Genomic DNA, 25,404 nt, shown 5'->3' with positions numbered 1-25,404 from the left:
TTTTTTTGTGTTATTTAACCAGCAATCAAGTGAGAATTTCCGAGTTCTGGCGCTAAATGAGTGTCGACGACATCGCAGACGAACACTCGGTTTTGTAGCGTCCCAAAGGTATTATCACTAAGCTGTGGTTCGCCTATACCAAGTTCTCATGAGTGTTGCTTCTATGATTTGAATTAAAGAGAACTTAAAAAGTGAGCATAATTTAGGATACGTGTAATTAGCGCAGATGATGTGTTCATAAGGTTTCTTTTAGGTTGTTTTTTCTCACGTTCGTCACGCTTTTATGTGGATGTAAGCAAATAGACGTAAAAATAGTTTATGCTAGGGGTCGCTATTCATTGAAATGCTTAGTATTAATTAATTTTTGAATACGCGGGTCGTTATTTACCCTCAAACCTAAAGGATTAAAAATGAAAGTACGAATTTTACTGTTAACCTTATTATGCATCACTTTTGGCGCTCAGGCCGAGACAAAAGCGAGCCGTGAATCGGTTGAAAAACTAATGATGTTAACGGATGTATCGAAAATCATGGATGCGATGCAAGGGCAGGTGAGCGCTATGTTTAATAACATGGCCAGTCAAATGAACATCTCTGAACCAGAAAAGCCCGCGTTTGAAAAGTACATGGGCAAGATTGATCAATTGCTTAAAGAGAAAATGACGTGGGAGCAATTTAAAGAGCCCATGATTAATGTGTACTTAAAGCATTTTAATCAGCATGAAATCGACGGCTTAATTGAATTTTACCAGTCAGATGTAGGTAAAAGCATGACGCAAAAAATGCCCCTCGTGATGCAAGATTCAATGATGGCGGGTCAACAAGCCATGCGCAGTTTAATGCCTGAAATACAAGCTATTGCCCAAGAAATGCAGGGCGAAATTCAACAAGCCAGGCAGCAAGACGGCGAGTAGAAAAAACGCATAGTGCTTTCCGCTATAGTCATTCAACCGTCCAACAAATTAATATTGATAAAAGGGCGGTTGAACGATTAAAAGTGCATTTTGTTTCGTCTAAATAGTCGATGCGGGCGCATAGCGTAATTATTCACCCCTTTTTAAGTCGCAACGACTGGCTATTAATATGACTAAGGGGCCTCTAAAAACATCTCAATATTTCTTCGTACTCAGTGACTTTTGCACATCTTCTGAAGATTTTTGCTATTTTAGCATCGAATATACTAAGAGAGTGTTCTCTAGGTTGGCCAATAGTTGATCGAGGTAGTAAATGGCAGTAACAACAAGGAAGCGGGCAACGTTAAAAGAGGTTGCGCAAGCAGCTGGTGTGTCGATTGCTTCTGTTTCTAATGTATTAAATGAGCGCGGCTATGTGGGGGAAAAGGCAAGAAATCGAATTTTAGATGCCATTGAGCACCTTGGTTATCGTCAAAATAGAGCCGCTAAGTCGCTAAAAACCGGAGAGTTCCCGCTTATCGGTGTAGTGTTGCCAAACGTGTCGAATCTCTTTTACACCAGCCTCGTTGAATCGCTTATGGATGAATGCCGTAAATACAAAATGGCTATCTGTTTATTGAGCACCAAGGATAAAGCTGAAGGGGAGCTTGAGTGCGTCGATTACCTGTTATCACACGACGTGATGGGAATAATCTGGTGTGCTCCGTTGACGGACGAGGTGGAAATAGAAGCCAAAATTCGTGACTTTCCTACTGTGTTCATCGGTCGAGAATTAGAAAAATATGATTGTATTGTGGCGGATGATTATCAGGGTGGGTATGAGTTAGGCAAGTTAGGATTAAGTCGAGGACACAGCAAAATTGGTGTTGTTACTGGTCCACTTGAACGTGATATCGTTAAAAAGAGGCAGGCCGGATTAGAAGCCGCAATAAAGGGGCGGGCTGAGATCATTTGGCAATACCAGTCTGATTTTTCTAACATCACGCCTGAAAATATTATTGCTACCATTATGCGTTGCGAGGCAACGCTTGTTGTGATGCCAAATGATTTCAGCGCCATAAATTTAATGAAAATACTGACTGAGCGAGGCGTGCGAATACCTCAGGACGTATCATTTGTGGGATATGACAATAGTGACTTGTGTGAGTATATTCAGCCATCACTGACGTCAGTTGGGCAACCAAGACAAAGTATTGCTGAAGAAGCTATTCAATGCTTAATTGAGCGCACGAAAACGCCAGATAAACCTTCACGAACCATAGTTAAACCTATTCAAGTTGAAGTGAGAGATTCAGTAAAATACTGCTAATTTCTAGGGCGTGTTGATCTTTGCTGAACGAATTTTGGTCTAAATGGAAGCGTTTTAATCGCGAAACAGTCCTGCGGGCCTAGCGGACTAAGTCAAAGGACTGTGTCAACGAGTAAAATACTTCCATGACGATCCCTTCGGACAGCGCCAGTGTGCTGTTTATAGCGCGTTGGATGCTTTTGCTTTAGCCTACTAGACCTAGAAATATTCGTCTTGCCTAAACAGCAAACAGACCGCCGGAAAAATGAACAGAAAAGATCAACACACCCTAGTATTTTAAATAATTCCCCTAAGTTACAACTGGTCTAATTTTACGCAAAAAATGCCATTCTCTAGTGACATGTCCATACTATTGGGATAGTCTCGCTTTTAAGTTAGCTATCTTTCCTTGGCTAATATCCAACGTTTTTTGATTCTTTATATTGCTCATTGACCCAACGAGGTGAATTATTTTGGTTAATTTAGTTAAACGTTTAACTATATTGTTTTTTATTTTTACAACACTTTTTAGTGCGTCTTTTATTGCAATGGCTAACGCTAAAGAGGTTGTCTTTTTGCACACCAACGACATCGAAAGTGTCTATTCACCCGTAGAGGCGTTTTGGAGTGAAAGCATTACGCGTATAGGAGGTATTCCGAACCTTTCAACCTTGATCAATGAACAAAGAAGTCAAGCCGATACAACCTTCTTGTTAGATGCAGGGGATATTTTTACGGGCTCTCTGGCTAAGCAATCAAGTGGTAAATTTGTTTTCGATGTATACAGTGAAATGGGATATGACGCGGTTAACATAGGCAACCACGAATTTGAATATGGTTGGAAAACCTTCAGGGACAACATGCCTCGTGCTCGCTTTCCTATCTTGTGTGCCAACATATTTTACGCAGACAAAAATATCCCCTTTGCCAGACCCTACGCAATTTTAGAGAAAGACGGTATTCGAGTCGCAGTGATAGGTGCGATGGGAATTGACGCATTTTATAACACGATAGCGAAGAAAAATCGTGAAGGGCTCATTGTAAAAGATCCCGCTGCAGCCATTCAGCAGTGGGTTGATTATGTTCATGACGATGTTGATGTTGTTGTGGTACTTACGCATCAAAATAAAAGTGCGCCCATGCAAACAGATAAACAAGCTGACGCTGAAGTACAACGTGGCTTTGATGAAGATTATGCACTTGCTGGCAAGCTAAAAAATGTAGATATGATTTTTGGGGGACATTCTGATAATGGACTCCTCAAACCTGTTGTTCATCCTGACACCGGAATAGTAATTGGCATAACATTTGGTCAAGGTATGCATTTGGGTTACACCAAGTTTTCGGTTGATACAGCGGCTAAAACTGTCGTGTATAACGAGGGGTACTTAATTCCCGTTGATTCAGACAAATACCCTGCAAACCCAAAAATTCGTAACATGTTAATAGCTGCTGAAAATTCCTATCCACAACTATCGCAAGTGGTTGCCCATACCGACAAGTTTGCTTATCGACGTTTCTATCGAGAATCCAATATTGGTAATTTAATTACCGATATGCTCAAGCAAGAGACTAATGCAAATATCGCCATTATTGGCTCCGGTAACATTCGGGCAGATATAAACGCAGGAGATGTGACCGTGGCGCAAGTCATGGATGTTTTTCCTTTCACCGACACGCTAGCGGTAGTGGAAATTGAAGGACGTCATCTAAAAGCGCTTTTTGAATACAGTTACTCACTGTCTTATGGGCTTGCACAAGCCTCAGGCATAGATACTCAATACGATAGCAAACGTAAAGAAGGTGAACGCTTAATGTCAATTAACGTCGGTGGTAAGCCAGTAGATAAAGACAGAATTTATCGCATTGCTACGAACTCTTTTGTTGCTACAGGTGGCGACGGTTACGAGGTAATGAAAAATGGGACTGTATTTGATACGGGGAAATCAGTTACAGATATTTTAATTAATGCATTTAGGAGTAGGAGGAGCGTGAAAATACCTGAGATCGGGCATCAGGTAGACGTAAGTGAACATCTTATCAAGAAAGATTAAACAACCGTCTGAAATCTATACAGCTAATATTGGCTAATTCGGCTTTACTCATCATAGACAAAGATTTATTGAGAGTAAGGCTGTCAAAAACAAAATAAAAAATAATAGTTTAAAGCATCGAATAAATCAGTTTGGGAACTAAACCGTACGGGGTAAATCATGATACACACTAAAACATCACTGTTGGCACAATCCGTTAAAGCGGTGCTCTTAACGTCTATTGTTGGGGTATCAATACAGTCTATCGCAGCGGAAGAAAACCCTGAGGTTAAAGGTATTGAAGTCATCAATATCACGGCACAAAAGCGCGTAGAGAACTTGCAAGAAGTCCCTATGTCCATGACGGTGTTGTCAGCCGCTTCAATTGAAAAGAACCAGTTATCGGACATAAGTGATATTGCTTCAGTTACGCCTAATTTCAGTTTTTCTACCACGGGCAGTGGACGACCAGAATTTACAATCCGGGGTATTGGTACTTCGGGTGTTGTGCGTGCCGGTTTAGATAATGCAGTCATTACATTTGTTGACGACGTTTACATATCACGGTCAAGTGCTTCTACATTCGAGCTATTCGATTTGGATTCAATTTCGGTACTTCGAGGTCCTCAAGGCACCTTGTTTGGTAAAAACGTCGTTGGTGGTGCAGTAAGCATCAATACTAAAAAGCCCACTGAAGACCTGGAAATGAAAGTTAAAGCAGGGGTCGGTAGCGAAGGCCTGCGAACAATCCAGGCTTATATTAATGGTGGCTTAACAGATGAATTAGCCGGGAAATTGACAGTATCTTCAAATCAGCGAGATGGTTTGGGATACGATACTGTTTCCGGACAAGAACTTGCGGACAGAGATTCTAAAAGTGTCAGAGGGCAATTGCTTTTTGATAATGGGGATTTCACGACATTGTTTACGGCTGATTATGCTCGAGATAAAAATAATGGGCAAATTATCAGTGAGCGAGGCTTTGGCAGTGTTGCGCCAACAGATTCTGATCGTTTTACTTCATCACACGGTATCCCGCAAAGCGTAGACTCAAAAATTTACGGTTTTTCTTTAAAAGCTGAAACAGAAATCAGCAGTGGACTATTAACATCTATTAGCGCTATACGTAAAAATTCATTGGCAACCGTAGAGTCCTTTACTACCGAACAATTCGGTATCGATAACGGCAACAGAACGGCTACTCAAAAAATACCTAGTCTTGCCGATATATTTGATAATAGCGAAGATTCTACTCAGATTACGCAAGAGTTTCGATTTACCTCCAATACAGATTCGGATCTGGCGTGGGTAACCGGTGTCTTTTTTATTAAAGAAGAAATTAACCGGATTGAATGCGAAGAAGTTTACACCGATGGTAGCCAGCCGGGGTTTGTTAATGGTGGCGAAGCAGGTAAAGGACGACCGTGTTGGGATAATACAAATGACACCACAGGGTTGGCGTTTTTTTGGGATGGTAGTTACGACTTAACCGATAGCGTAAAACTTCGTTTTGGCGCGCGATATACCCAAGAAGAGAAAGAAAATGCTATTGATGCCACCAATAATGAAACACAGTTTGAACAATATATTGTTGGTGGCACTGAATTACCTAATATTGCACCAAGTTGGCCGTTAGGCGCACCTTATACGGCAAATGCTAATAAGACATTTAGCGGTTTCACTCCGCGTTTTGTAGTTGAGTGGACACCTGCAGAGGATCTACTAACTTATTTCAACGTGTCAAAAGGCTTTAAGTCTGGAGGGTTTGACGGCAAGGTGGATAACAATGGCTTGACGGATGAAGGCATCGGTAAAGCAGAAAGACCATTTAATGAAGAGACGGCGATAAACTATGAGCTAGGCGTCAAATCAGAATGGCTAGATAATCGCTTGCGCTTGAATGTTGCCGCGTTCAACAGTGACTTTACTGATATGCAACGTTTGATACTTATCCCTGAGGGAGGATTAGCAGTCGTCAATGCTGCGAGTGCTACCTCAAAAGGTTTTGAGTTAGATGGGGTTGCTTTGCTAAATGACGATTGGGAATTGAATTTTGGCTACGGCTTTTTACGCTCAACCTTTGACAAATTTGTTATCAATGCGAATGATGACCGCAGCGGCCAAGTATTACCTAACGCGCCCAAGCATAAATTTAATCTAGGCTCTACGTATACCCACACGTTGGAGAACAACGGCACGGTAACCTTCTATACATCGTATAGCTTTACTGCTAGCCAGCACTTCAATAGAGCTACGCCAGCGAGCTTCGAAACCCAAGGAGCTTATAACGTGTATAACGCCAATATTTCGTATACCACGCCAGACGAAGACTGGAAATTTACTCTTTGGGGCAAGAATATTTCGGATACAGAATATAACAATAAGTTGGGTCTATTTATCGAAAACACCAAGGAGAGTCCAGCGGATCCCGCCACCTATGGAGTCTCTGTCACCTATAATTATTTTTAGGATTTATGTGTCGTAACACAACCTAGAAAGCGCTTTCTGGGTTGTTCCTCTAATTAAATAATCGTTAATTTCATATGATCCATTCATCGAGGAGTTTGCTTTGATAAAACAATTTCTTACTTTCAGTATGTTATTTTTAGTCGCAGTTAGTCAGGCGAACAGCAAAAATGCTCAGGCAACACAAAAGCCAAATATCATCGTTATTATGGCAGATGATCAGGGGCAGTGGGCACTAGGATCTGCAGCTGGAGGGGAGGGCATAGTGAAGACTCCAAACTTAGATTATATTGCGCAACAAGGCGTGGTCTTTTCTAATGCGATGACACCTATTCCGGTTTGTTCTCCTGCTAGAGCTAGTTTTCATACAGGGAAAATGCCTTCACAACATGGAGTTCATGATTTTTTAGGCGAAGATAGAAAGTACGACGCTAATTGGTTAGCTGGGGAGATGCTACTTTCCGAACGTCTGAAGTCGCAGGGCTATCGCACTGCACTATTAGGAAAATGGCATGCAACTACAGACAGTAAACCCCCTCAACCAGGATTTGATCAGTGGTTAAGTTACGACGCTCTCAAAGCAGGTTGGCAAAATCAATATCAGCATAGCGGCAACGTGCTATTTTCTGAAAACGGAACAAACGTCAGTTATACCGGTGTGCAAGCTTGGTATCTAACTCAAAAAGCGATTGAGTTTATGGATACACCAAGTGATGAACCTTTTTTCATTAATCTTAACTTTGTTGAGCCTCACGCTCCCTTTGAGGGGCTACCAGAAAGACTCGTGAATCGATATCGTGATAAAGCCGCTAACATTATTCGGGCTGGTGGCTTTTCTGATATTCAAAGTCGCAGTAATTACACATTAGTGCCAATGGATCATCAGGAGAAGCTTGCCCAATATTTAGCCGCGGTCCAACTTTTAGATGAGCAGGTTGGACGTATTGTCGATGCATTACAAAGTAAAGGAATACTGGATAACACACTGGTTATTTACACGGCGGATCATGGATTACTGATGGGTCAGTATGGCTTGTATGGGAAAACCAATGCGACCAATCCAAGTAATTTCTACGAGCATAACTTGAAAATACCCATGATAGTTTATGGTGGTGGAGATAGGCTTCGAGGTAAACAAACTCGCGATGAATTCGTTAGCTTAATAGACTTGCACGCCACTGTTATCGATTTCGCCAGTGGTGGTGAGAAAAGCGCTGAGTATGGCCCAGGGCATTCTTTTTCAACTCTACTTGAGGGAAAAAGGCTAGTTAACTGGAAACGCTATCATATAGCTGAGAGGGGGAATGCGCGCATGATTACTGATGGCCATTGGAAACTGGTGCGTTATTATCAGCGTTCTGAAGCGGCTACCCCTATAGATTATTGGTATGACTTATCAAACCCTCTCGCTGAGAGGTATGATGTTCCACCTCCTCGAGAGACATTAAGAGAATTACTAGTATCTGAGCTAGAAGCTTTTTTTAGTCAATATGAAACCCCCACCTTTAGCGGTCGAAAAATATGGGACCAGCCATATCCAAATGCAGGGGCTGAAAGAGACTTAAAATAGAAAATAACACCGACGTTGCGGTCATATTTTGCTGAAAACGTCGGTGTTAAATCACTTTGGTGATTTATCTTGTCAAAACGTGGCCATATCTGTTGCCAGCTCTACTTTGCCCGAATAGTGCTGCCTAATAAAACCAAGTGTTGCTTCGCTGTCATTGCGAGTGCGGTTCATAAAGTGGGATAACACCACCCGTTTTGCGTGTGCTTGCTGGGCTATTTTCCCTATATCGATGGGGCGCATATGTAAATTTATAGCGGCGCCAGTTGCACTTTGTGGTACGGCGTTGTGCATAACCAAAATATCACTGTCTTTGGCCAGGTTAGCCAATGTATTGTAGTTGTTGCTCATGTCTCCGGAAAACGTGATGCTGCACTGAGCAATATCCACGCGCCAAGCGACGGCCCCTACAGGGCCATGATGTACTGGGCTAGCGGTGATGGTGATGTCATCACTGATGTTTTGGCTGTGCTGCTTTATCGGCGACAGGGGAATGTTTTGCGCGTTGATATGATAGTCAGCTTGGCTGGTGGCGTCGGTATAGTCACTTAAATAAGCAAACGCTCCCTGATTGCCCATTAAACTGGCTAAATAATCGCTTGTACTTGGCATTAACGCATTTGCACTTGGCCCATATACCGTTATGTCTTCGTTGCGCTGAGTAAAATATGAACCTTTTACGTAAGCGGGTAAATCTGCACTGTGATCCACATGTAAGTGAGTTAACAATATACCCTGTAGATCAGCGAAATCCGCCCCTGATGTGCCAAAATTAATACTACTGCCAGGCCCTGCATCGATTAAAACTCTGGCTTTATTTTTATGCCAAATCAGATAGCTAGAAGACACCCGCTCGTCGTTTAATTCTGGGCCACCAGAGCCAAGGACTTGCAATGTGACGTCTTGCTCTTTGCAACTTTGGGCATGTGCATGTGTGGCGCTAGCTCCTAACACAAGTGTAAATAGGGCGTTTGACACGATCTGCTGGAATGAAATAGAGCGTTTGAAGAGGGCGGTTGTTGGCATAATGTGTCCTTGGTTTATGGGCTAATTGCACAGAAATTAGTCGCTGTTATGTGGTCGTATTCACAAATATGATGGATTTTGTTGCATAAAAATTTCACTCGCTCCCTATAATCGTTCGAGCTTTTCTTCTCGCTACTTTTTTAGCGAACCTCACAATAAGGACGCATCTCATGTCAAATAACAAGCACAACGATACACAACTAAATAGCACAGAGATTTGGGTAAACAAAGCAGATATAACACAAACCAAGGTGGTGCAGGGACAATTAGACACCACTCAATTGCAAGACGGCCAAGCGATTTTAAAAGTCGATAGCTTTGGTTTTTCAGCCAACAATATCAGTTACGCCGTCACCGGTGAAAAAATGGGCTACTGGGGCTTTTTTCCGGCAGACGAGCAATGGGGCATTGTGCCTGTTTGGGGATTTGGCACCGTTATCGCATCGAAGCACCCGAGCGCGCAAGTAGGTGAAGTGGTATATGGCTATTTCCCTATGGGGACGCATTTGGTGATCAATGTGGATAAAGCCAACGACGTGAGCTTTTATGATAATCATCCACAGCGTGTCAGTAGCTCGCCCGTGTATGACAATTATTTACGCTGCGCTCAAGATCCTGCCTACCAACAAGACTCCCAAGCTTGGTTGCTGAATTACCGTCCCTTGTTTATGACATCCTTCGTGTTGGATGATTTTGTCGGCGAGCATATTAACGACAAAGTAACCACAGTGTTACTCACCAGTGCGTCAAGCAAAACCGCATATGGTTGCGCACATTTGCTCATGAAGCATAAAGCCCTGCGCGGTGGGCAATACCGAGTTGTTGGGCTAACCAGTACGGCGAACAAAGCGCTCACGGAGTCCTTTGGTTGTTATGACGACGTACTTGAATATCAGGATATCGATCAGATAAGCCGTGATGGCGAAAGCTGGGTACTGGACTTTGCGGGCAATAAGCAACTGCTTCTAGACTTACAAGACTTATTGGGGGACAACTTGTCACGAGAGGTCTTTATTGGCGCCACTGATGTAAAATCACAAACTAATAAACCAAAAGGAAAGCTGCATGGGCAATTGTTCTTTGCGCCCCATCAAGTGAAAAAACGCACAGAAGAGTGGACGCGCGAAGGGTTCAATGAGCGTTACGCCCAAGCGTGGGCAAGTTTTAACGCGCACATGCAAGATAAAATTCAAGTGGTGGAATACCAAGGTGCAAAGGCCATTCAAGATTTGTATCAACAAGGGTTAGCAGGCACGTTGAATAACGAAGAAATTAACGTGCTGACGTTTTAAGACATAAGAGAAATGGTGGCCGGCTAAGCGTGCCACCACTTGTTGCTTACTACTTGGAGGGGCACCGATTTTAAATGTGCTAAGGCAATTAGGCGATCGCTCTGACTCAAAAACTCCCCAAACGCCACATGCTGTTTATCGTCAATGAAACGCAGTTGTACACAATCGTATTTGCTGTCAGCCTCAATGAGGCCAAGGTAGGTCTGTTCGCGGCTAAAAAGCCAGTTTTTGCGTGGTCGATACGTACCCGCTTGTAACTTAATACTATCTTTGCTGATAGTAATGACTTGCTGCTGATAGGTAAAAAGCGACACACGATAAAAAATAACCCACAGTAAACCCACTTCAATGCCTGCAAAGGGCAGTATTAACCAAGCACCAACAAGTGCCCACGCTAACCCAATCGTCATCACCATAAACGCTATCACGCTGATCAGCCGTTTAGTTTGCGCCCAGTTAGCGGAGCGATTAGGTGTTAAGGTCAGTACCCAGCACTCGGCTGTTTTCGTTAGTTTAACCATGGGCTTGTTGCGTTTTCATTTGTGATATTGAGCTATCTATACCTATAGTGGTTTCCCATCCTTTTACAAGCAAATAAAGCTCGTGATAAACGGCACAAAACGTTAGGGAAAGATGTGTAAAAGCACGTATTATCATGAAAGGTCAACAACCGTAATAAACTGAATTACTTTGCGAGAATATAGGTTTTCTGGCAAAGTTCTGTCGATATCGAAATGTAGTGTAAATTCAATGTTTTCTCAATTTTCTGCTGGGTATGTTCGTAGCTTCTTAGTCGTAATCTGGTGCGCCGTGTTGGCGTTTCAGCAAGAGCCTATTCAACTCTTTACTCAGCACGCGGCTTTCGCTTTTTTAGGTGTGATGGGCGCTGTGTTTGCGAACGCGACAGGTGCAGGTGGTGGCGTAGTATTTGTACCTTTTTTCAATCAAATGGGCTTTTCCCCGAGTACCACAGTAGCCACTAGTTTTGCCATTCAGTGTTTTGGCATGACAGCGGGAGCGGTAACCTGGTGGCGCTTTCACTTAGCCCAAAGCGGCGATAATGTGCAAGCTATTGAACATTTCGTTGAACCCTCCTTTGCGCAAGTGAACGTTGGGACGACAGAAACTTTGCACACACAACAGTGGCAAAGCTTATATGCGGTGTTGTTACTGAGTATTCCCACTTCTATTTTCGGTTTACTCATCGCGCAATATAATCCTGAATGGTTCGGCGCACTTGCCCATGGCGATAAATTACATATTGGTTTCGGTGTGTTTTCGATCATGCTTGCCATAAGCATGTTTTTAATGATCGCTGTGTCCGGTCGAACTGCTCCAAAAACACATTTATGCCGGATCGATAGTATTTTGTTACCGATTATTTGTATTTGTGGCGGGGTAATTACGGCATATTTGTCCATTGGTGTTGGTGAACTGCTTGCTGTTTACTTAATCATGCGTGGTTTCAATGTGACATTTTCTATTGCATGTGCCGTGATATTGAGTGCGGTGACTGTGTGGTCGGGTGTGGTACATCATGTCATTATCAGTCAAGGAATATACTGGCCTGTTGTGTTGTTTGCCGGGCCTGGTGCAGTGATCGGGGGGATATTGGCAAAACGTTTGGTGCTGCATTTTTCGCCCACTCACTTAAAACTGTTTTTCGCGGGTTGGATTTTAATCTTAGGTTTAACGGGGTTAATTTTTTAACACCTTGGAGCACAAAAACATTGTTTTAGCGGCAAACCCTATGCGCTAAAACGTAACGTGCTGATTTATTTTTCTTGTGAATTAAGGTGAACAGAGTCAAAACATTTTCTATCACACGTCTTTTAACGGCGAGCGAATTGTCTTTTAAGCTCGAGCAAAGCCATGAACGTCTGACAATGGACGATCATATTGTCAGTGAAGAGCCGCTTGAAATTTGGCTAAAACACCCACTTAAACATGCTGGAAAAGCAGGTTTATTGCTGACCACTATGCGCAGTCCCGGGGATGATATTGCGTTGGTTTATGGTTGGTTGCATACCAGTGGTTTGCTTGACGTAAGATCTGATGTTCAAAGCGTTACTCATACCGGCAGTGCACGGATTAAAGGTCATGATGCAAATCAAGTATTAATCACCTTGCACCCCCAATCACGTTTTGACATTGATTCAGCTAAAAGCCAAGGGGCAAGTCACCTTGAATACGTGAATTCCGGATGTGGTGTTTGTGGTCAGCGCTCAATTGATGTTTTACTTGAGAGGATCCCCGCAAGTGAACCGCCAAGTAAAGGCAAACTAAACGCCCATGACGTATTATCTCTGGCTTCTACCTTGCGTAGCCAGCAAGGTGTTTTTGCACTCACTGGCGGGTGCCACGGAGCAGGGTTATTTACGCTCGGCAAAGACCATACACCACCTAGTGAACTTATCGATGTAAGAGAGGACATTGGTCGGCACAATGCCCTTGATAAACTGATAGGGGCAAATCTTTCCTCGTTAAAGCCCAATAAAATGTCTCAAAAAACGGCTGAAAAAGCACCAGAATATGGTGTGGTGATAAGTTCGCGGATCAGCTTTGATATCGTGCAAAAAGCGGCTATGGCCAACATAGGTATTATTTTAGCGATGGGAGCTCCTTCTAGCTTAGCCATTGAGCTGGCGAAAGAATGTGACATTTGCCTAGTAGGTTTTATCAGTCAAAAACGTATTAACGTATACACCTGTGAGCAAAGAGTTGTTTAGCGGGTTACTTAATTAAAATCATTACTCAGTGCTCGTCGGCATTTTAGGCGAGCGTTGACTAAAGGAGTCAATATGAAAACCGAAGCACCTGAACGTAAACAATCAACCTCATTTGACCCGTCAGACACCCAGCGTATCGAAATCAGTCAACCGAAAGAGTGGGCGGCGGGGATCCCCGCTGTGTTATCTGCATACAAGAATGTGACGAGCAAAGCTGGGCCCCTCAAAGGCACGCGCTTGCTATCGGATCTAAACCAAATTGAAGGGTTTGATTGTCCTGGGTGTGCTTGGCCTGATCCACTTGAAAAACGCGCCACGTTCGAATTTTGTGAAAATGGTGCCAAAGCCGTTGCCGATGAGGCCACCACCAAACGTGCAGATGCGACATTTTTTGCCCAGAACAGTGTTGATAAAATGCGCGGCCAATCAGACCGCTGGCTAAACGACCAAGGACGTTTAGTACAACCCATGTGGTTGCCAGAAGGTGCGAGTCACTATCAGCCAATTGAATGGTCAAGGGCTTTTGAGATGATTGCCACACAGTTGAATCAATTGGATACACCGGATCAAGCGGCGTTTTATACCTCGGGGCGCACAGGAAACGAAGCGGCATTTTTATATCAATTATTTGTGCGTAAATTTGGCACTAACAACCTGCCTGATTGCTCAAACATGTGTCATGAATCAAGTGGCGTAGGTTTAGGGGAAACCATAGGTGTTGGCAAAGGTACGGTCAGCCTTGAAGATTTAGAGCATGCTGAAGCGATTTTTGTGTTTGGCCAGAATCCAGGGACAAACCACCCACGTATGTTGTCATCGCTGCAAGCTGCGAAACGCCAAGGGGCAAAAATTATTGCTATCAACCCGCTGGATGAAACTGGACTAAAGCGCTTTAAAAACCCCCAAGAGGTGTCTGGGGTGATAGGCAAGGGAACCGCGTTACGCGACCTGTATTTGCCTGTTAAAATTAACGGTGACGTGGCCCTACTCAAAGGATTATGTAAGTCACTAATAGAGCGTGACAGCCATCATCAGCCAGTGCTCGATCATGAGTTTATTGAGCAGTATTGCCATGGTTTTGATGCGTTCAAAGCGGATATTGAGCAAACGACTTGGCAAGCGATTGAACAGGGCAGTGGACTAACGCAAGCTCAGATTGAACAGGCTGCAGATATTGCCTGTGCCTCGCAAAGAACGATTTGTTGCTGGGCAATGGGCATGACACAACACAAAAACGCAGTAGCCAATATTCAGTTAATGACTAATTTTTTGATGTTGCAAGGGAATTTAGGTAAACCCGGCGCAGGCGTCTGCCCAGTAAGAGGCCACAGTAATGTACAAGGCGACCGCACTATGGGGATTTGGGAAAAACCAGCCCCCGCGTTTTTAGATGCACTCGAAAAAGAGTTTCATTTTAATCCGCCTCGAAAGGATGGTGTAGATGCAGTAGAAACCGTACACGGTATGCAAAAAGGAGAGATTAAAGTCTTGTTCGCCTTGGGTGGCAACTTTTTCAGAGCCATGCCTGACCACCAAGCAAATGATCGCGGCTTAAGTCAGTGTGAATTAACGGTGCAGGTATCCACTAAACTGAATCGTTCACACTTACATACAGGTAAACAAGGGTTAATATTACCGGCACTGGGCCGCACTGAAATAGATACTCAGGCTAGTGGGGTTCAAACGATTACGGTTGAAAACTCCATGGGAGTGATCCAAACGTCTCACGGTAAAATTCCTCCGGCATCTGAATTACTTAAGAGCGAAATCGATATTCTTGCCGAATTAGCGGTTCATACACTGGGTGACGACCCGTTAGACTGGTTGGCATTGCGAGCTGATTATCGGCTTATTCGTGACCATATCGCCAATGTGATCCCTGGGTTTGAACGCTTTAATCAGCGCATTGATGAGTTAGGCGAATTCGTACTACCCAATGCGGTACGTGACAGTCGTCAGTTTGCCACAGCCACAGGCAAAGCCAATTTTGTGGTGCATGAGATTGCCGATATTGACGTGCCACCTGGGCACTTATTAATGATGACCATTCGCAGTCATGATCAGTTTAACACTACTGTGTATACCAATAACGATCGTTATCGTGGCGTTCATGGTACACGTAAGGTGCTGTTTATTAATCGCTTGGACATAGAAGAATTAGGCTTAGAAGCCGGTCAACTTGTTAGGATCCGCAGTTATTGGCCAAATGACAAAGACACATTGCGTGAAGTCAGTGACTTTGCTTTGGTTGAATATGCTATTCCAAGGGGCTGCGCTGCGGCGTACTACCCAGAAACGAACGATTTAATTCCTATTGATAGCGTTGCAGATAAAAGCAATACACCGGCTTATAAGTCGATTGTTATTAGCTTGCATGCTTAGGCGCCGTTGAAGATTCAATAGGGTATTCTTCTAACAACAAAGGCAGACACGACACAGTGAGCAACAAACACCTTAATACAGGCAGAAATATAGCGATAAATTCCGTAATAGCGCTTTCACTATGGATCGGTTGCGCGACATCAACTTTTGTTAACGCAGGGCAACATGATGAGCACCCAGTTAGTGTTAGCAATAGCGCCGAGCATTTGGCCGATTACCCACTTGATGCTGGCGTCACTCCAGCATTACACGCATTGCAACAGCGCTGGGCAAAAGTAAATTATACCCTTACTGGAGATGAGCAGTTAACTGCATTTACATCTCTTGTAAGCCAAGCACATGAGTTGGTTCAAGGTGAACCACAGAATGCTGGTTATTGGGCATGGCTTGGTATTTGTCAGTCTACGTCGGCGGCTGCTATTGGTGGAACTGACGCGCTTGCTTTGGTGAAGCAAGCTAAAGTGTCATTTGAAAAATCATTGAAAATAGACGATGACGCCCTAGAAGGGGTAGCAACCTTCTCATTAGGCACTTTGTATCACAAGGTGCCTGGCTGGCCATTGAGCTTCGGCAATGACAAAAAGGCGAAAAAACTGTTACTGAGCGCGGTAGAACGCCATCCTAAAAGCATCGACAGTAATTTCTTTTTTGGCGAATTTTTATTCAATGACGGGGATAGTCAAGAGGCTAAAGCATACTTACTTCGAGCAAAACAAGCACCGCAACGCCTTGATCGACCTGTAGCTGATAAATATCGCCGGATGGCTATCGATGAGCTACTGGTTAAAATTGAGCATGATTAAAGAGGATAGGGCTTTCGCATGGCACATTTTGAGTTGTGCATGAACCAACCGCATAACTGCATGTAGTTATGCGGTCATGCGGTTGCGGATGTAACACAGCCCCATAAAAGCGTTATTTAAGCCGTAAGAATGCGTCGTCTTCTAAAGTACGCAGCGCCATACAGTCACTGTTTTTGCCAATAATCATAGACTTATCTACTCTTACGTTACTGCCAGCATAGTGCCCGGCAGCGGTAAAAGTACAAAGCTGCACGTAATAGTTATCTATTTTTGGTAGAGCAAACAACTGCTGATAAATCTGCTCCCGTTCACCGAACGCACCCCCTTTGTCGTCTAATACCTTGCTATTAGAATCAATAAGTTGAATGTTCTCGCCGCAGCGCCCCACGATTGGTTTGATTACGTAGCCGCTGGCTTTTAACTCGTCGTTTAGTTCAAAGCTGGTGTTGAGCAACAAAGGATGATTGGGAAATAAAGACCAGAGTACAGGTAAGATCGCTTTGTTACTCGGGATGAGGGTCCACAATGGCTCGTATACCATAATATTGTCATTGAGCAGTACGTCAGACAGATGTACCGCTTCTTTGGCCATTTTGTCTTTTGCACTTCGCGTTATACTCCTGCCTGTTTCACTTTCTTGGCGTAATTGTTCAAGGGCTGTTTCCCACGCCCACGTTTTCCATACCCAATGTATCGGGTGGCCAAATTGATCCAGAATTTGCCCTTGCTCACCAAACTTCAGCGTGTTTAAGCCAATCACCCGAACCGATTTAAAACCTGCGCCTTCGATAGCTTTTTTCATGAACAGTGCATGGTAGTCTTCTTCAGGATCCGTATCTTGTAATACGTGTATGGTGGCATTTGGTCCCGCGACGACATCACACTTGCGCCAAGCCTCGACCAACTCTTTGAACAAATGGGCACCGTTATCCGTTCCACTTTTAATGCCTAGGTGGCGTGCCCACTTTCCTTGGACTTTGCCTGCTTCCATATAGCATGATGCTGAATCACAATTGTATTCATATACTTTAAGTCCACTTGCGCTCATGGCAAAATCGAATCGACTGGTGATCAGTTGGTTGTTTCTGTTGTCCCAAGAGCGCAATACCTTAGGCAAAATGGACGGGGGTAATTCAAATGCCGCTAATAATTCAGGGTGTTGTAACACATAGTCGGTTGCGTGCATAAACAAACCATGTAGTTCGTCGGTCGCTGACTCCAACATGTCTTGCGCACCTTGGGAGACAACAAAATACTTATAGTAATCCTGCTCTATCGAGCTTAACCAATGGCCTTGCATCATATCTACGTATGCTGATTCGTCTTCGTTGGCAATGTTCAGCCAAGGGCGTTCATTGGCATCACTATGCGCATGCTCAACTTGCTTGATATTAAAAAGCGCGGGATTTGCATCAGGCAACGATTCACTGTGGGTTGGATCTGCTGTTTGTGTCACCCAGCCTAATATAGTCGATTCGCTAAAAGCACACTTAAGCCAGTAGTCGCCACTAGCACCTATCTTTGCTTCGATTTCCCGAGCGTAGTGTTGGCCAACAGGCCACGGAGAAAAATTCATATTTTGCTCAGCAACCCGAATTTTATTATCAAATACCTCAGTGACAATTGCGATGTGCCCCGTGTGTTCAAATTCACCACCTTCATCCCAAATAAGCATACTACCGACCTCTGGACGACGTTTTGCACCGTTGGCAAACGCATTCAGTGGTAACTCAACGTTATTCACGACATCACGAATTGAGCGAAGTTTGAATATTTCGTAAGCCATGGCGACATCATTAAAAATTTGCCCTTTATTGATATACAACCAACGTCTAGCAAACTCTACACACTGCCATTTGTAGCCCATGTAAATGCCGTCATAATAGCTTCGAAACGCTTTTCGATTGGGGTAGTGGTTTTCATCTACCGAGTCATAATCTGACGAATATGAAACAACGCCATCCATCGTGACGCCTTGCACTGCGCCGAACAGCAGGGGCGAGGCATCGTTGTTATTCGCATGTGTTTGTGCATGAGGTTGTGGCATAAAATGTCCTTTCAACGAGAGTGCTTAGCTGTTCTCCCTTGTCACTGCGACAAATCACAAGGTAGATAACTTCACTTCGCATTAATAAATCATGCACAGTAGACGTTGAGTCTGGGGGGAAAGTCACATAGCGTGCTCGATATTAATTGCATCGATACCTAAAGAGCATGAGAGTGATGAATTAAACCGTATTACTCGGTAAATACTTGCACAAGTGTATGAACTACGATAAATAGCGGATTCGGTTATACTTTTCCTATAAATACCATTGGAATAAATACATGTTTGAGCAGTTACATCAAACCATTGCCCCCTTTTTAACCTTATTTGGCACCAACACTTATACCCAAGCAGGGTTGGTTATTGCCCTTTCATTTATCGTCGCTTCGATTTTCAAATACGTTTTAATTGTGGGTCTTAAAGCACTCATTTCACGTATTCACCTTGACTTAGACGGAAGTTTTTTACATTTATTGCATACCCCCATTTACTACAGTTTGTTGCTAATGGGCTTTTCTAGCGCAGCTTCAATCCTTGCGCCTACTGCCTTGTACGGGCATATCATTTTTTCATCACTGCAATCTGTTGCCGTATTAATTTGGACCGCGTTTTTTTTGCGCGCCAATCACGTTCTTCTGCGTAAAATTGCCCTCAACCCCAACCGTTTTCATGCCATCAACAATAAAACCCTGCCACTGTTTTTAAACCTAGTGAACATCATCATTCTCGTACTTGCTGTTTACTTCGTGTTCTCGGTATGGGGCGTGGACATGACGGCTTGGCTTGCGTCTGCTGGTATCGTTGGTATCGCGGTGGGTTTCGCAGCCAAAGACACCTTGGCTAATTTGTTTTCAGGCGTGTTTATTATGGCCGATGCACCCTATAAGATTGGCGATTACATCGTACTTGATTCGGGGGAGCGAGGAGAAGTAACACATATAGGCATGCGTAGCACGCGTATGCTGACCCGAGAAGATGTTGAAGTAACCATACCCAACTCTGTGATGGGCAATTCTAAAATTATCAATGAATCTGGTGGGCCGCACGAGAAATCCCGCTGCCGAGTACCTGTTGGGGTGTCGTACGATGCCGATATTGATGAGGTACGTGAGGTTTTGATGCAAATCGCTATCGCTGAAAAAGAATACGTGTGCGACGACCCTGAACCAAGAGTGCGCTTTCGTCGCTATGGTGCGTCTGCACTGGAGTTTGAATTATTGGTGTGGATCACCAAACCTGCACTTAGAGGCAGGGTAGTAGACATACTTAACTGTGAAATTTTTAAACAATTTAAACAACGTAACATTGAAATACCTTACGCCAAGCATGACTTGTACATTAAAGAAATGCCCGAGCGCAGAGCAAGTGATACCAATGGGAAACCTGAATAACTCACTTAGCAGTAAACTAGTCTTTGAGCTAGATGTTGCTTGGTATTAACGTAAATGTGAGCACGTTAAGTAGGTGGTATTTTCATGTTGGGAAAGCGCACACTGATGCGCGCGCCGCCTAAGTCACTGTCTTCGATTATCAAGGTGCCTTGATAGGCATCGACTAAATCTGCCACTACGGCCATGCCAATGCCTTGGCCTTCTTTGTAGCTATCTAAACGGGTGCCGCGGGTTAGCAATAACTGACGCTTTTCTTTAGGAATACCGGGCCCATCATCTTCAACATCAATTTGTACGAACCTAGGGTGCGCAGCAACGTCAACGCGAACGGTTTGCTCAGCGGCTTTACAGGCGTTATCCAAAAGGTTACCCAGCAATTCCATTAAATCTGTACTGTCGCCATAGAACTGGGCGGAACTATCAGAATCAATATGTAATATTTTCAGTTGTTTTTGAGCATGGACTTTATTCATCGCATTGACGAGTTTGCGCAGTATCGGCGTAATTTCAACGGCTTGTTCCCACGCAGCGCTACTGCCCGCTACGGCACGTTTTAACTGACGCTGAATTTGTAAATCAATCTGGTTGATGGGCTCCCTAGCATCATCTGGCAGCGCGGTATTACCTGATAATACGGCTAACGGGGTTTTTAAGCCGTGTGCTAAGTCACTCAGGCTATTTTTATAGCGGCTACGTTGCTGCTGCTCGGTGGCGAGTAAGTGATTAATACTGCTTTTTAGTTTCTCAAGCTCAGGGGGATAGGTTTGGTTGATATGCTGAATATGACCGGCTTCTGCTTGTTTAATTTGTTTAATTAGACGATTGATTGGCCATAATGCTGCATTTAAACTGAGGATGAGTAGCCCTAGTAGTACTAAAGCAATTAAGCTCAACCAACGCCACAGTGTCGTTATAAAGCCTTGCTCTTCAACATTGTAGGCACTTTTATCTTGTAAGATATAGAAGCTAACTGGAACGAAGTGACCGCCCGCGTCAAATTCTGCGGTATAAGCGAATAAAAAATAGGGTTCGAGTAGAGCATATTCTTCGTCAAAACGTTCTTTCCCAACTTCGGGGGCCACAAACTCAGGCATAACTTGCCAGTTTAGCGTAGACAGAGAACGCCACACCATACGTTCATCAAGTTTGATAAATGCATATAAACCGGAACCTGGAATGTTCAACTGGTCGTTGAACAGTTGTTCAGGCATGACAGGTTCGTCTCCTGACATTTCAAATTCAGAGATCAAGGTTAAGCTTTGCACTCTGAGTTGCTGCTGCATTGACTCACTTAAACTGCTGGTAAATGCACTTTCAAGGGTAAACGCCGCCAGCGGTATAAATACCACCAAGACCAGCAGCGCTGCAGCAAAACTGCGAAGGCGTAAAGATAAGTTACGCACCCGCTAAACTTGGAATTCTCGGCTGATGCGATAACCACGACCACGCATGGTTTCAATAGGATTGATTTTTCCGTCAGGGTCGAGTTTTTTGCGCAAGCGCCCCACAAAAACTTCAATGACGTTACTGTCCAGATCGAAGTCCTGATCGTAAATGTGCTCGGTGAGCTCGGTTTTTGATATCACTTTTTTCGGGTTGAGAAGCAAGTATTCAAAGACCTTATATTCATAGGCGGTAAGCTCGATATCTTGGCCGCTAACACTCACTTGCTCGCTCAAGGTGTTTAAGCTGATTGGTCCAAGCTCGATAGTGGGGTTAGCTTGACCGGCAGAGCGTCTAATCAGCGCTTTAACGCGAGCGAGTAGTTCTTCGTTTTGAAATGGCTTAGTCAGATAGTCATCGGCCCCTGCATCTAACCCCTCTACTTTTTCTTGCCATCGATCACGGGCGGTAAGAATAAGAATAGGGCAAGTAACACTATTTTTGCGGGCTTTTTGAATGACTTCAAAGCCATCCATAACCGGTAAGCCAATATCGATAATCGCCAAATCGTAAGGGTGTTCACTTAACAAAAAGAGTGCTTTAGCACCGTCATCGGCCAAATCAACACTGTAGCCATTAGTCTGCAAAAGCGTGTCTAATTGGGTTAATAAACGGCTGTCGTCCTCGACAATTAAAATGCGCATTAGTCGTCCTTCTTACCACTTTTTACAACTCGACCTGAGCGCTTATCAACGTCAACGTTGACCACTCGCCCAGATTTTTGCAGTACTTTTACGCGGTATTTATTTTTACTTTGGTCAACTTTCAATACACGGCCTTGCACCTGCTGCTGTGCTTTTTGGGCAGCTTGGTTTTTATCAATTTTTGCGTTGTCGCTCTGTGCATAGGCATGGCCTAAAAAACCAGACGATAGACTGATAAATAAAACAAATAGTGTATTTTTGGCGATATGTTTCAACGATTGACCCCATTCACAAACGGTTACGGATAGTTTAGCGCAATCAATACCTAGGTGGAAACAATTCCAAGCTGGTCAAAGTTCCTAAAAAGGATATGTACGCCAGTGACGAAGTTTGCTTTGGAAGTAAGCTTACGGGGTGTTAACTGAATTGCGCCTGAATTGAATTTGCGTTGAATAGGTGAGTCCAGCACAACGCACAGTCAAAAATCGACCTTTTTTCTAAGCTGCTTTTTCTGGCCAGACTTTTTCTTGCTATCGACTCTTCGTATTTGTGAGCCTTTGGTTGGCTTAGTGGCTTTACGTGGTTTTTGTACGACTGCAGCATCTCTGACGATTTGCCCTAAACGTTCAAGTGCATCCTGACGATTCATCTCTTGGGTCCGATGAGCCTGCGCTTTAAGAACGAGTATACCGTCTTGGGTAATGCGTTTGTCGTTACTGTTAAGCAATTGCTCTTTGTAAAATTCCGGTAGAGAAGACGCTTTGATGTCGAAGCGTAAATGAATAGCACTAGAGACTTTATTCACATTTTGCCCGCCAGCACCTTGGGCGCGAATTGCCGTCAGTTCAACCTCATGATCTTGCAGCGAAATATAGCTTTTAATGAATATCATCTCGTTGTCCTTCTATTACTTTTGTTTTGAATAGCGTTGGCTAACGCGTCACGAAATGTGGGGCAGGGTGCGAGACAATTAATGACACAATCAGCGAGACAAATTCGAGTAAACCCGAAGAATGCCCCGCACTGAAGGTTCGTTACTCCTATATGCAAAGGAATACCGATTAAGGAAGTACTTTGATATAAGGTTTTACTGTGACTTCCTTATACACACCTGCATCCATATACGGGTCTGCATCAGCCCAAGCTTGGGCGTCCTCCAAGCTGAGAAAGTCAGCAATAACCACAGAGCCGGTAAACCCAGCTTCACCAGGATCTTTGCTATCAATGGCTGGGCATGGCCCTGCGACCAACAAACGCCCTTCATCAGTTAGTTGTTGCAAGCGTGCTAAGTGCGCAGCGCGCGTTTGTTTGCGCAGGGGCAAACTATTTTCTACATCTTGTGAATACACTAAATACCACATGGGCTTTCCTTATTTTTTAGTCGCCTGTTTCATCGCACTGACGAAATCGCGCAACTTGCTAAGCATGACTTCAGGTTGAGATAAATTTTCCGCAATGATATTCACTGTGGCGGAGCCTGAAATAGCGCCGGCAGCCCCAGCACTAATCGCTTCTTTAACTTGCTCTGGCTTGGAGATACCAAACCCTAATAGAGGCGGCGCGACTTTATATTGGGTTAACTTAGCAATCAGTTCGCTAGCAGGGATGGTTGCAGCTGTTTCTGCTCCGGTTACGCCAGCTCGGCCAAGTAGGTAAGTATAGCCTTGTGATTTTTTACCAATTTCAGCCAAGGTTTTATCACTGGCATTTGGTGGAGCGATCAGTATTTGTTTAACGCCTGTTTGTGTGGCGATATCAATAAAACGGTCTGCTTCGCGAAGCGGTACATCAGCAATGAGAATAGAGTCAACGCCCACATTCGCCGCATCATTATAAAACTTTTCAAGTCCCGGTTTAATAACCAAGTTACTGTAAAGTAATAAACCGATTGGCGTATCAGGGTAGATCTCACGGAACTGACGTATCACCTCAAAACAATCTCTTGGGTGTATTTTGTGACTTAGGGCGCGGATACTTGCTTGCTGGATAGTGGGGCCATCAGCAATAGGGTCAGAATAAGGAATGCCTAGTTCTAGTGCGTCTGCACCGCCTTCAGCTAACGCTTTTAGAATCTCTAATGAGGTGGCAATATCAGGATCGCCAAGCATGACGAAAGGTACAAACGCCCCTTCATTGGCTGCGTCTAAGCGCGTGAACATATCTCCGTAGCGGTCGCTGTTCAATTGATTACTCATTGGTTTTGCCTCCCAAAATGCTGTGTACGTGGGCTAAATCTTTGTCACCACGACCGGATAAATTGACTACGATGATTGTCCCGTCTTCGGCTTCATCTGCCATATTTAAGGCGTGAGCTAGGGCATGGGATGATTCAAGTGCGGGAATGATGCCTTCTTTGCGTGATAGCAATTGAAACGCATACAGGGCTTCATCATCCGTAACTGCGGTATAAGTAGCACGGCCAATATCGCTTAAATGGGCGTGCTGGGGGCCAACAGCAGGATAGTCAAGCCCAGCGGAGACCGAGTAAGACTCTTCAATTTGACCGTCTTCATCTTGCATTATGTAGCTATACGCACCGTGTAAAATTCCGGTCGTACCTTTACCAATTGCAGCGCCATGCTCGGCGGTGTGCAGGCCTTTACCAGCAGGTTCAACACCAATTAGCTGTACGCTTGGTTCATCAATAAAATCTGCAAACATACCAATCGCATTTGAACCGCCACCCACGCAGGCGACTACCGCATCAGGCAAGCGGCCTTCTTTAGCCATAATTTGTGCACGGGTTTCTTCACCTATCATGCGGTGGAATTCGCGCACAATCGTCGGGAATGGGTGAGGCCCAGCTGCAGTGCCAAGCAGATAATGGGCTTTGTCGTATGTCGCTGACCAGTCACGCATGGCTTCATTAACGGCATCTTTTAGGGTGCCTGAGCCCGCATTCACGGGAATGACTTCTGCGCCCATTAAACGCATTCTAAATACATTCGGTGCTTGACGTTCGACGTCTTTCGCTCCCATATATATACGTGCTTTTAGGCCTAACAGTGCGCAGGCCAGTGCCGTGGCAACGCCGTGTTGCCCAGCGCCTGTTTCAGCGATAACTTCGGTTTTACCCATACGCTTAGTCAGTAGTGCTTGACCCAATACTTGATTGGTTTTGTGCGCGCCGCCATGAAGTAAGTCTTCGCGTTTTAAGTAAAGTTTGACGTTGGGGTTTGATACCAGATTACGCGACAAGGTCATGGCTGTTGGGCGCCCTGCGTAGTCGGTGAGTAATTCAATGAATTCTTTTTGAAATTCAGGATCGTTTTGCGCGTCAATGAATGCTTGTTCTAGTTGATCAAGCGCGGGAATAAGCAGTTCTGGCACATACATGCCTCCAAACTGTCCGAATTTGCTCTCTAAATGGTTCATAATC

At 44.2% G+C, this 25,404-nt stretch carries 21 protein-coding genes; 11 read left to right on the top strand and 10 right to left on the bottom strand.

Annotated elements, in window-relative coordinates; genetic code table 11:
* Positions 1-410 precede the first annotated feature (410 nt).
* The 5 genes from FX988_RS06045 (at position 411) to FX988_RS06025 (ending at position 8,271) form a co-directional block, all read left to right on the top strand.
* Positions 411-914: a DUF2059 domain-containing protein gene (locus FX988_RS06045; RefSeq protein WP_160178792.1), complete on the top strand. Its 504-nt coding sequence runs from the start codon at positions 411-413 to the stop codon at positions 912-914.
* A gap of 313 nt (positions 915-1,227) precedes the next feature.
* Complete coding sequence (locus FX988_RS06040) at positions 1,228-2,223, top strand: LacI family DNA-binding transcriptional regulator (protein WP_160178791.1); 996 nt, start codon at positions 1,228-1,230, stop codon at positions 2,221-2,223.
* Positions 2,224-2,777: 554 nt separating this feature from the next.
* Entirely contained in the window at positions 2,778-4,256 is a 1,479-nt protein-coding gene (locus FX988_RS06035; protein WP_254700732.1) for a bifunctional metallophosphatase/5'-nucleotidase, read from the top strand.
* A gap of 159 nt (positions 4,257-4,415) precedes the next feature.
* Positions 4,416-6,704 (top strand): TonB-dependent receptor, encoded by a 2,289-nt coding sequence (locus FX988_RS06030; RefSeq protein WP_160178790.1) that lies wholly within the window; start codon positions 4,416-4,418, stop codon positions 6,702-6,704.
* Positions 6,705-6,804: 100 nt separating this feature from the next.
* On the top strand, positions 6,805-8,271 hold the full coding sequence (locus FX988_RS06025) for a sulfatase (protein ID WP_254700731.1): 1,467 nt from the start codon (positions 6,805-6,807) through the stop codon (positions 8,269-8,271).
* Positions 8,272-8,343: 72 nt separating this feature from the next.
* Here the strand turns inward: FX988_RS06025 and FX988_RS06020 are convergent, their stop codons facing one another.
* Positions 8,344-9,294 (bottom strand): MBL fold metallo-hydrolase, encoded by a 951-nt coding sequence (locus FX988_RS06020; protein ID WP_160178789.1) that lies wholly within the window; start codon positions 9,292-9,294, stop codon positions 8,344-8,346.
* Between the two features lie 170 nt (positions 9,295-9,464).
* On the opposite strand from FX988_RS06020, the gene FX988_RS06015 reads away from it, so the two are divergent.
* Positions 9,465-10,586, top strand: coding sequence for a DUF2855 family protein (locus FX988_RS06015; protein ID WP_160178788.1), 1,122 nt, complete (start codon positions 9,465-9,467; stop codon positions 10,584-10,586).
* Between the two features lie 23 nt (positions 10,587-10,609).
* On the opposite strand, the gene FX988_RS06010 is transcribed toward FX988_RS06015, so the two are convergent.
* The gene (locus FX988_RS06010; protein WP_160178787.1) at positions 10,610-11,107 is read right to left on the bottom strand and encodes a DUF2244 domain-containing protein; all 498 of its coding nucleotides are present in this window, start codon (positions 11,105-11,107) and stop codon (positions 10,610-10,612) included.
* 229 nt (positions 11,108-11,336) lie between these two features.
* Between FX988_RS06010 and FX988_RS06005 the strand changes: the two genes are divergently transcribed.
* The 4 genes from FX988_RS06005 to FX988_RS05990 all read left to right on the top strand — a co-directional run bounded on the left by FX988_RS06005 (position 11,337) and on the right by FX988_RS05990 (position 16,500).
* Positions 11,337-12,296: a sulfite exporter TauE/SafE family protein gene (locus FX988_RS06005; RefSeq protein ID WP_160178786.1), complete on the top strand. Its 960-nt coding sequence runs from the start codon at positions 11,337-11,339 to the stop codon at positions 12,294-12,296.
* Between the two features lie 137 nt (positions 12,297-12,433).
* Positions 12,434-13,315: a formate dehydrogenase accessory sulfurtransferase FdhD gene (locus FX988_RS06000; RefSeq protein WP_368361789.1), complete on the top strand. Its 882-nt coding sequence runs from the start codon at positions 12,434-12,436 to the stop codon at positions 13,313-13,315.
* 72 nt (positions 13,316-13,387) lie between these two features.
* Positions 13,388-15,697 carry an FdhF/YdeP family oxidoreductase gene (locus tag FX988_RS05995; protein WP_160178785.1) on the top strand — a complete coding sequence of 770 codons (2,310 nt, stop codon included), beginning with the start codon at positions 13,388-13,390 and terminating at the stop codon, positions 15,695-15,697.
* A gap of 56 nt (positions 15,698-15,753) precedes the next feature.
* A complete protein-coding gene (locus tag FX988_RS05990; RefSeq protein WP_160178784.1) occupies positions 15,754-16,500 on the top strand; it encodes a tetratricopeptide repeat protein in 747 nt (248 codons plus the stop codon).
* Positions 16,501-16,612: 112 nt separating this feature from the next.
* Here FX988_RS05990 and gss read toward each other — a convergent pair whose 3' ends face one another.
* Positions 16,613-18,547: a bifunctional glutathionylspermidine amidase/synthase gene (gene gss / locus FX988_RS05985; RefSeq protein ID WP_160178783.1), complete on the bottom strand. Its 1,935-nt coding sequence runs from the start codon at positions 18,545-18,547 to the stop codon at positions 16,613-16,615.
* 281 nt (positions 18,548-18,828) lie between these two features.
* On the opposite strand from gss, the gene FX988_RS05980 reads away from it, so the two are divergent.
* Positions 18,829-19,938, top strand: coding sequence for a mechanosensitive ion channel family protein (locus FX988_RS05980; RefSeq protein ID WP_160178782.1), 1,110 nt, complete (start codon positions 18,829-18,831; stop codon positions 19,936-19,938).
* Between the two features lie 65 nt (positions 19,939-20,003).
* On the opposite strand, the gene FX988_RS05975 is transcribed toward FX988_RS05980, so the two are convergent.
* The 7 genes from FX988_RS05975 to trpB all read right to left on the bottom strand — a co-directional run bounded on the left by FX988_RS05975 (position 20,004) and on the right by trpB (position 25,400).
* Positions 20,004-21,341, bottom strand: coding sequence for an ATP-binding protein (locus tag FX988_RS05975; RefSeq protein ID WP_160178781.1), 1,338 nt, complete (start codon positions 21,339-21,341; stop codon positions 20,004-20,006).
* A 3-nt stretch (positions 21,342-21,344) separates the two neighbouring features.
* Positions 21,345-22,025, bottom strand: a complete 681-nt coding sequence (locus tag FX988_RS05970; protein ID WP_160178780.1) for a response regulator transcription factor — start codon at positions 22,023-22,025, stop codon at positions 21,345-21,347.
* Positions 22,025-22,300 (bottom strand): PepSY domain-containing protein, encoded by a 276-nt coding sequence (locus tag FX988_RS05965; protein ID WP_160178779.1) that lies wholly within the window; start codon positions 22,298-22,300, stop codon positions 22,025-22,027. Before FX988_RS05965 ends, FX988_RS05970 begins: the two co-directional genes overlap by 1 nt.
* A 203-nt stretch (positions 22,301-22,503) precedes the next feature.
* Positions 22,504-22,917: an alternative ribosome rescue aminoacyl-tRNA hydrolase ArfB gene (arfB, locus tag FX988_RS05960; RefSeq protein ID WP_160178778.1), complete on the bottom strand. Its 414-nt coding sequence runs from the start codon at positions 22,915-22,917 to the stop codon at positions 22,504-22,506.
* Between the two features lie 169 nt (positions 22,918-23,086).
* Entirely contained in the window at positions 23,087-23,386 is a 300-nt protein-coding gene (locus FX988_RS05955; RefSeq protein WP_160178777.1) for a YciI family protein, read from the bottom strand.
* Positions 23,387-23,395: 9 nt separating this feature from the next.
* The gene (trpA, locus tag FX988_RS05950) at positions 23,396-24,220 is read right to left on the bottom strand and encodes a tryptophan synthase subunit alpha (RefSeq protein WP_160178776.1); all 825 of its coding nucleotides are present in this window, start codon (positions 24,218-24,220) and stop codon (positions 23,396-23,398) included.
* Positions 24,213-25,400, bottom strand: a complete 1,188-nt coding sequence (trpB, locus tag FX988_RS05945; protein WP_160178775.1) for a tryptophan synthase subunit beta — start codon at positions 25,398-25,400, stop codon at positions 24,213-24,215. The genes trpA and trpB overlap by 8 nt, the downstream gene beginning before the upstream one ends.
* Between the last annotated feature and the right edge of the window lie 4 nt (positions 25,401-25,404).

The organism is Paraglaciecola mesophila (assembly GCF_009906955.1).
Classification (GTDB): Bacteria; Pseudomonadota; Gammaproteobacteria; order Enterobacterales; family Alteromonadaceae; genus Paraglaciecola; species Paraglaciecola mesophila_A.
Note: the sequence above shows the minus strand (reverse complement) of the source record. Positions and strands in the feature narration are given on the sequence as shown.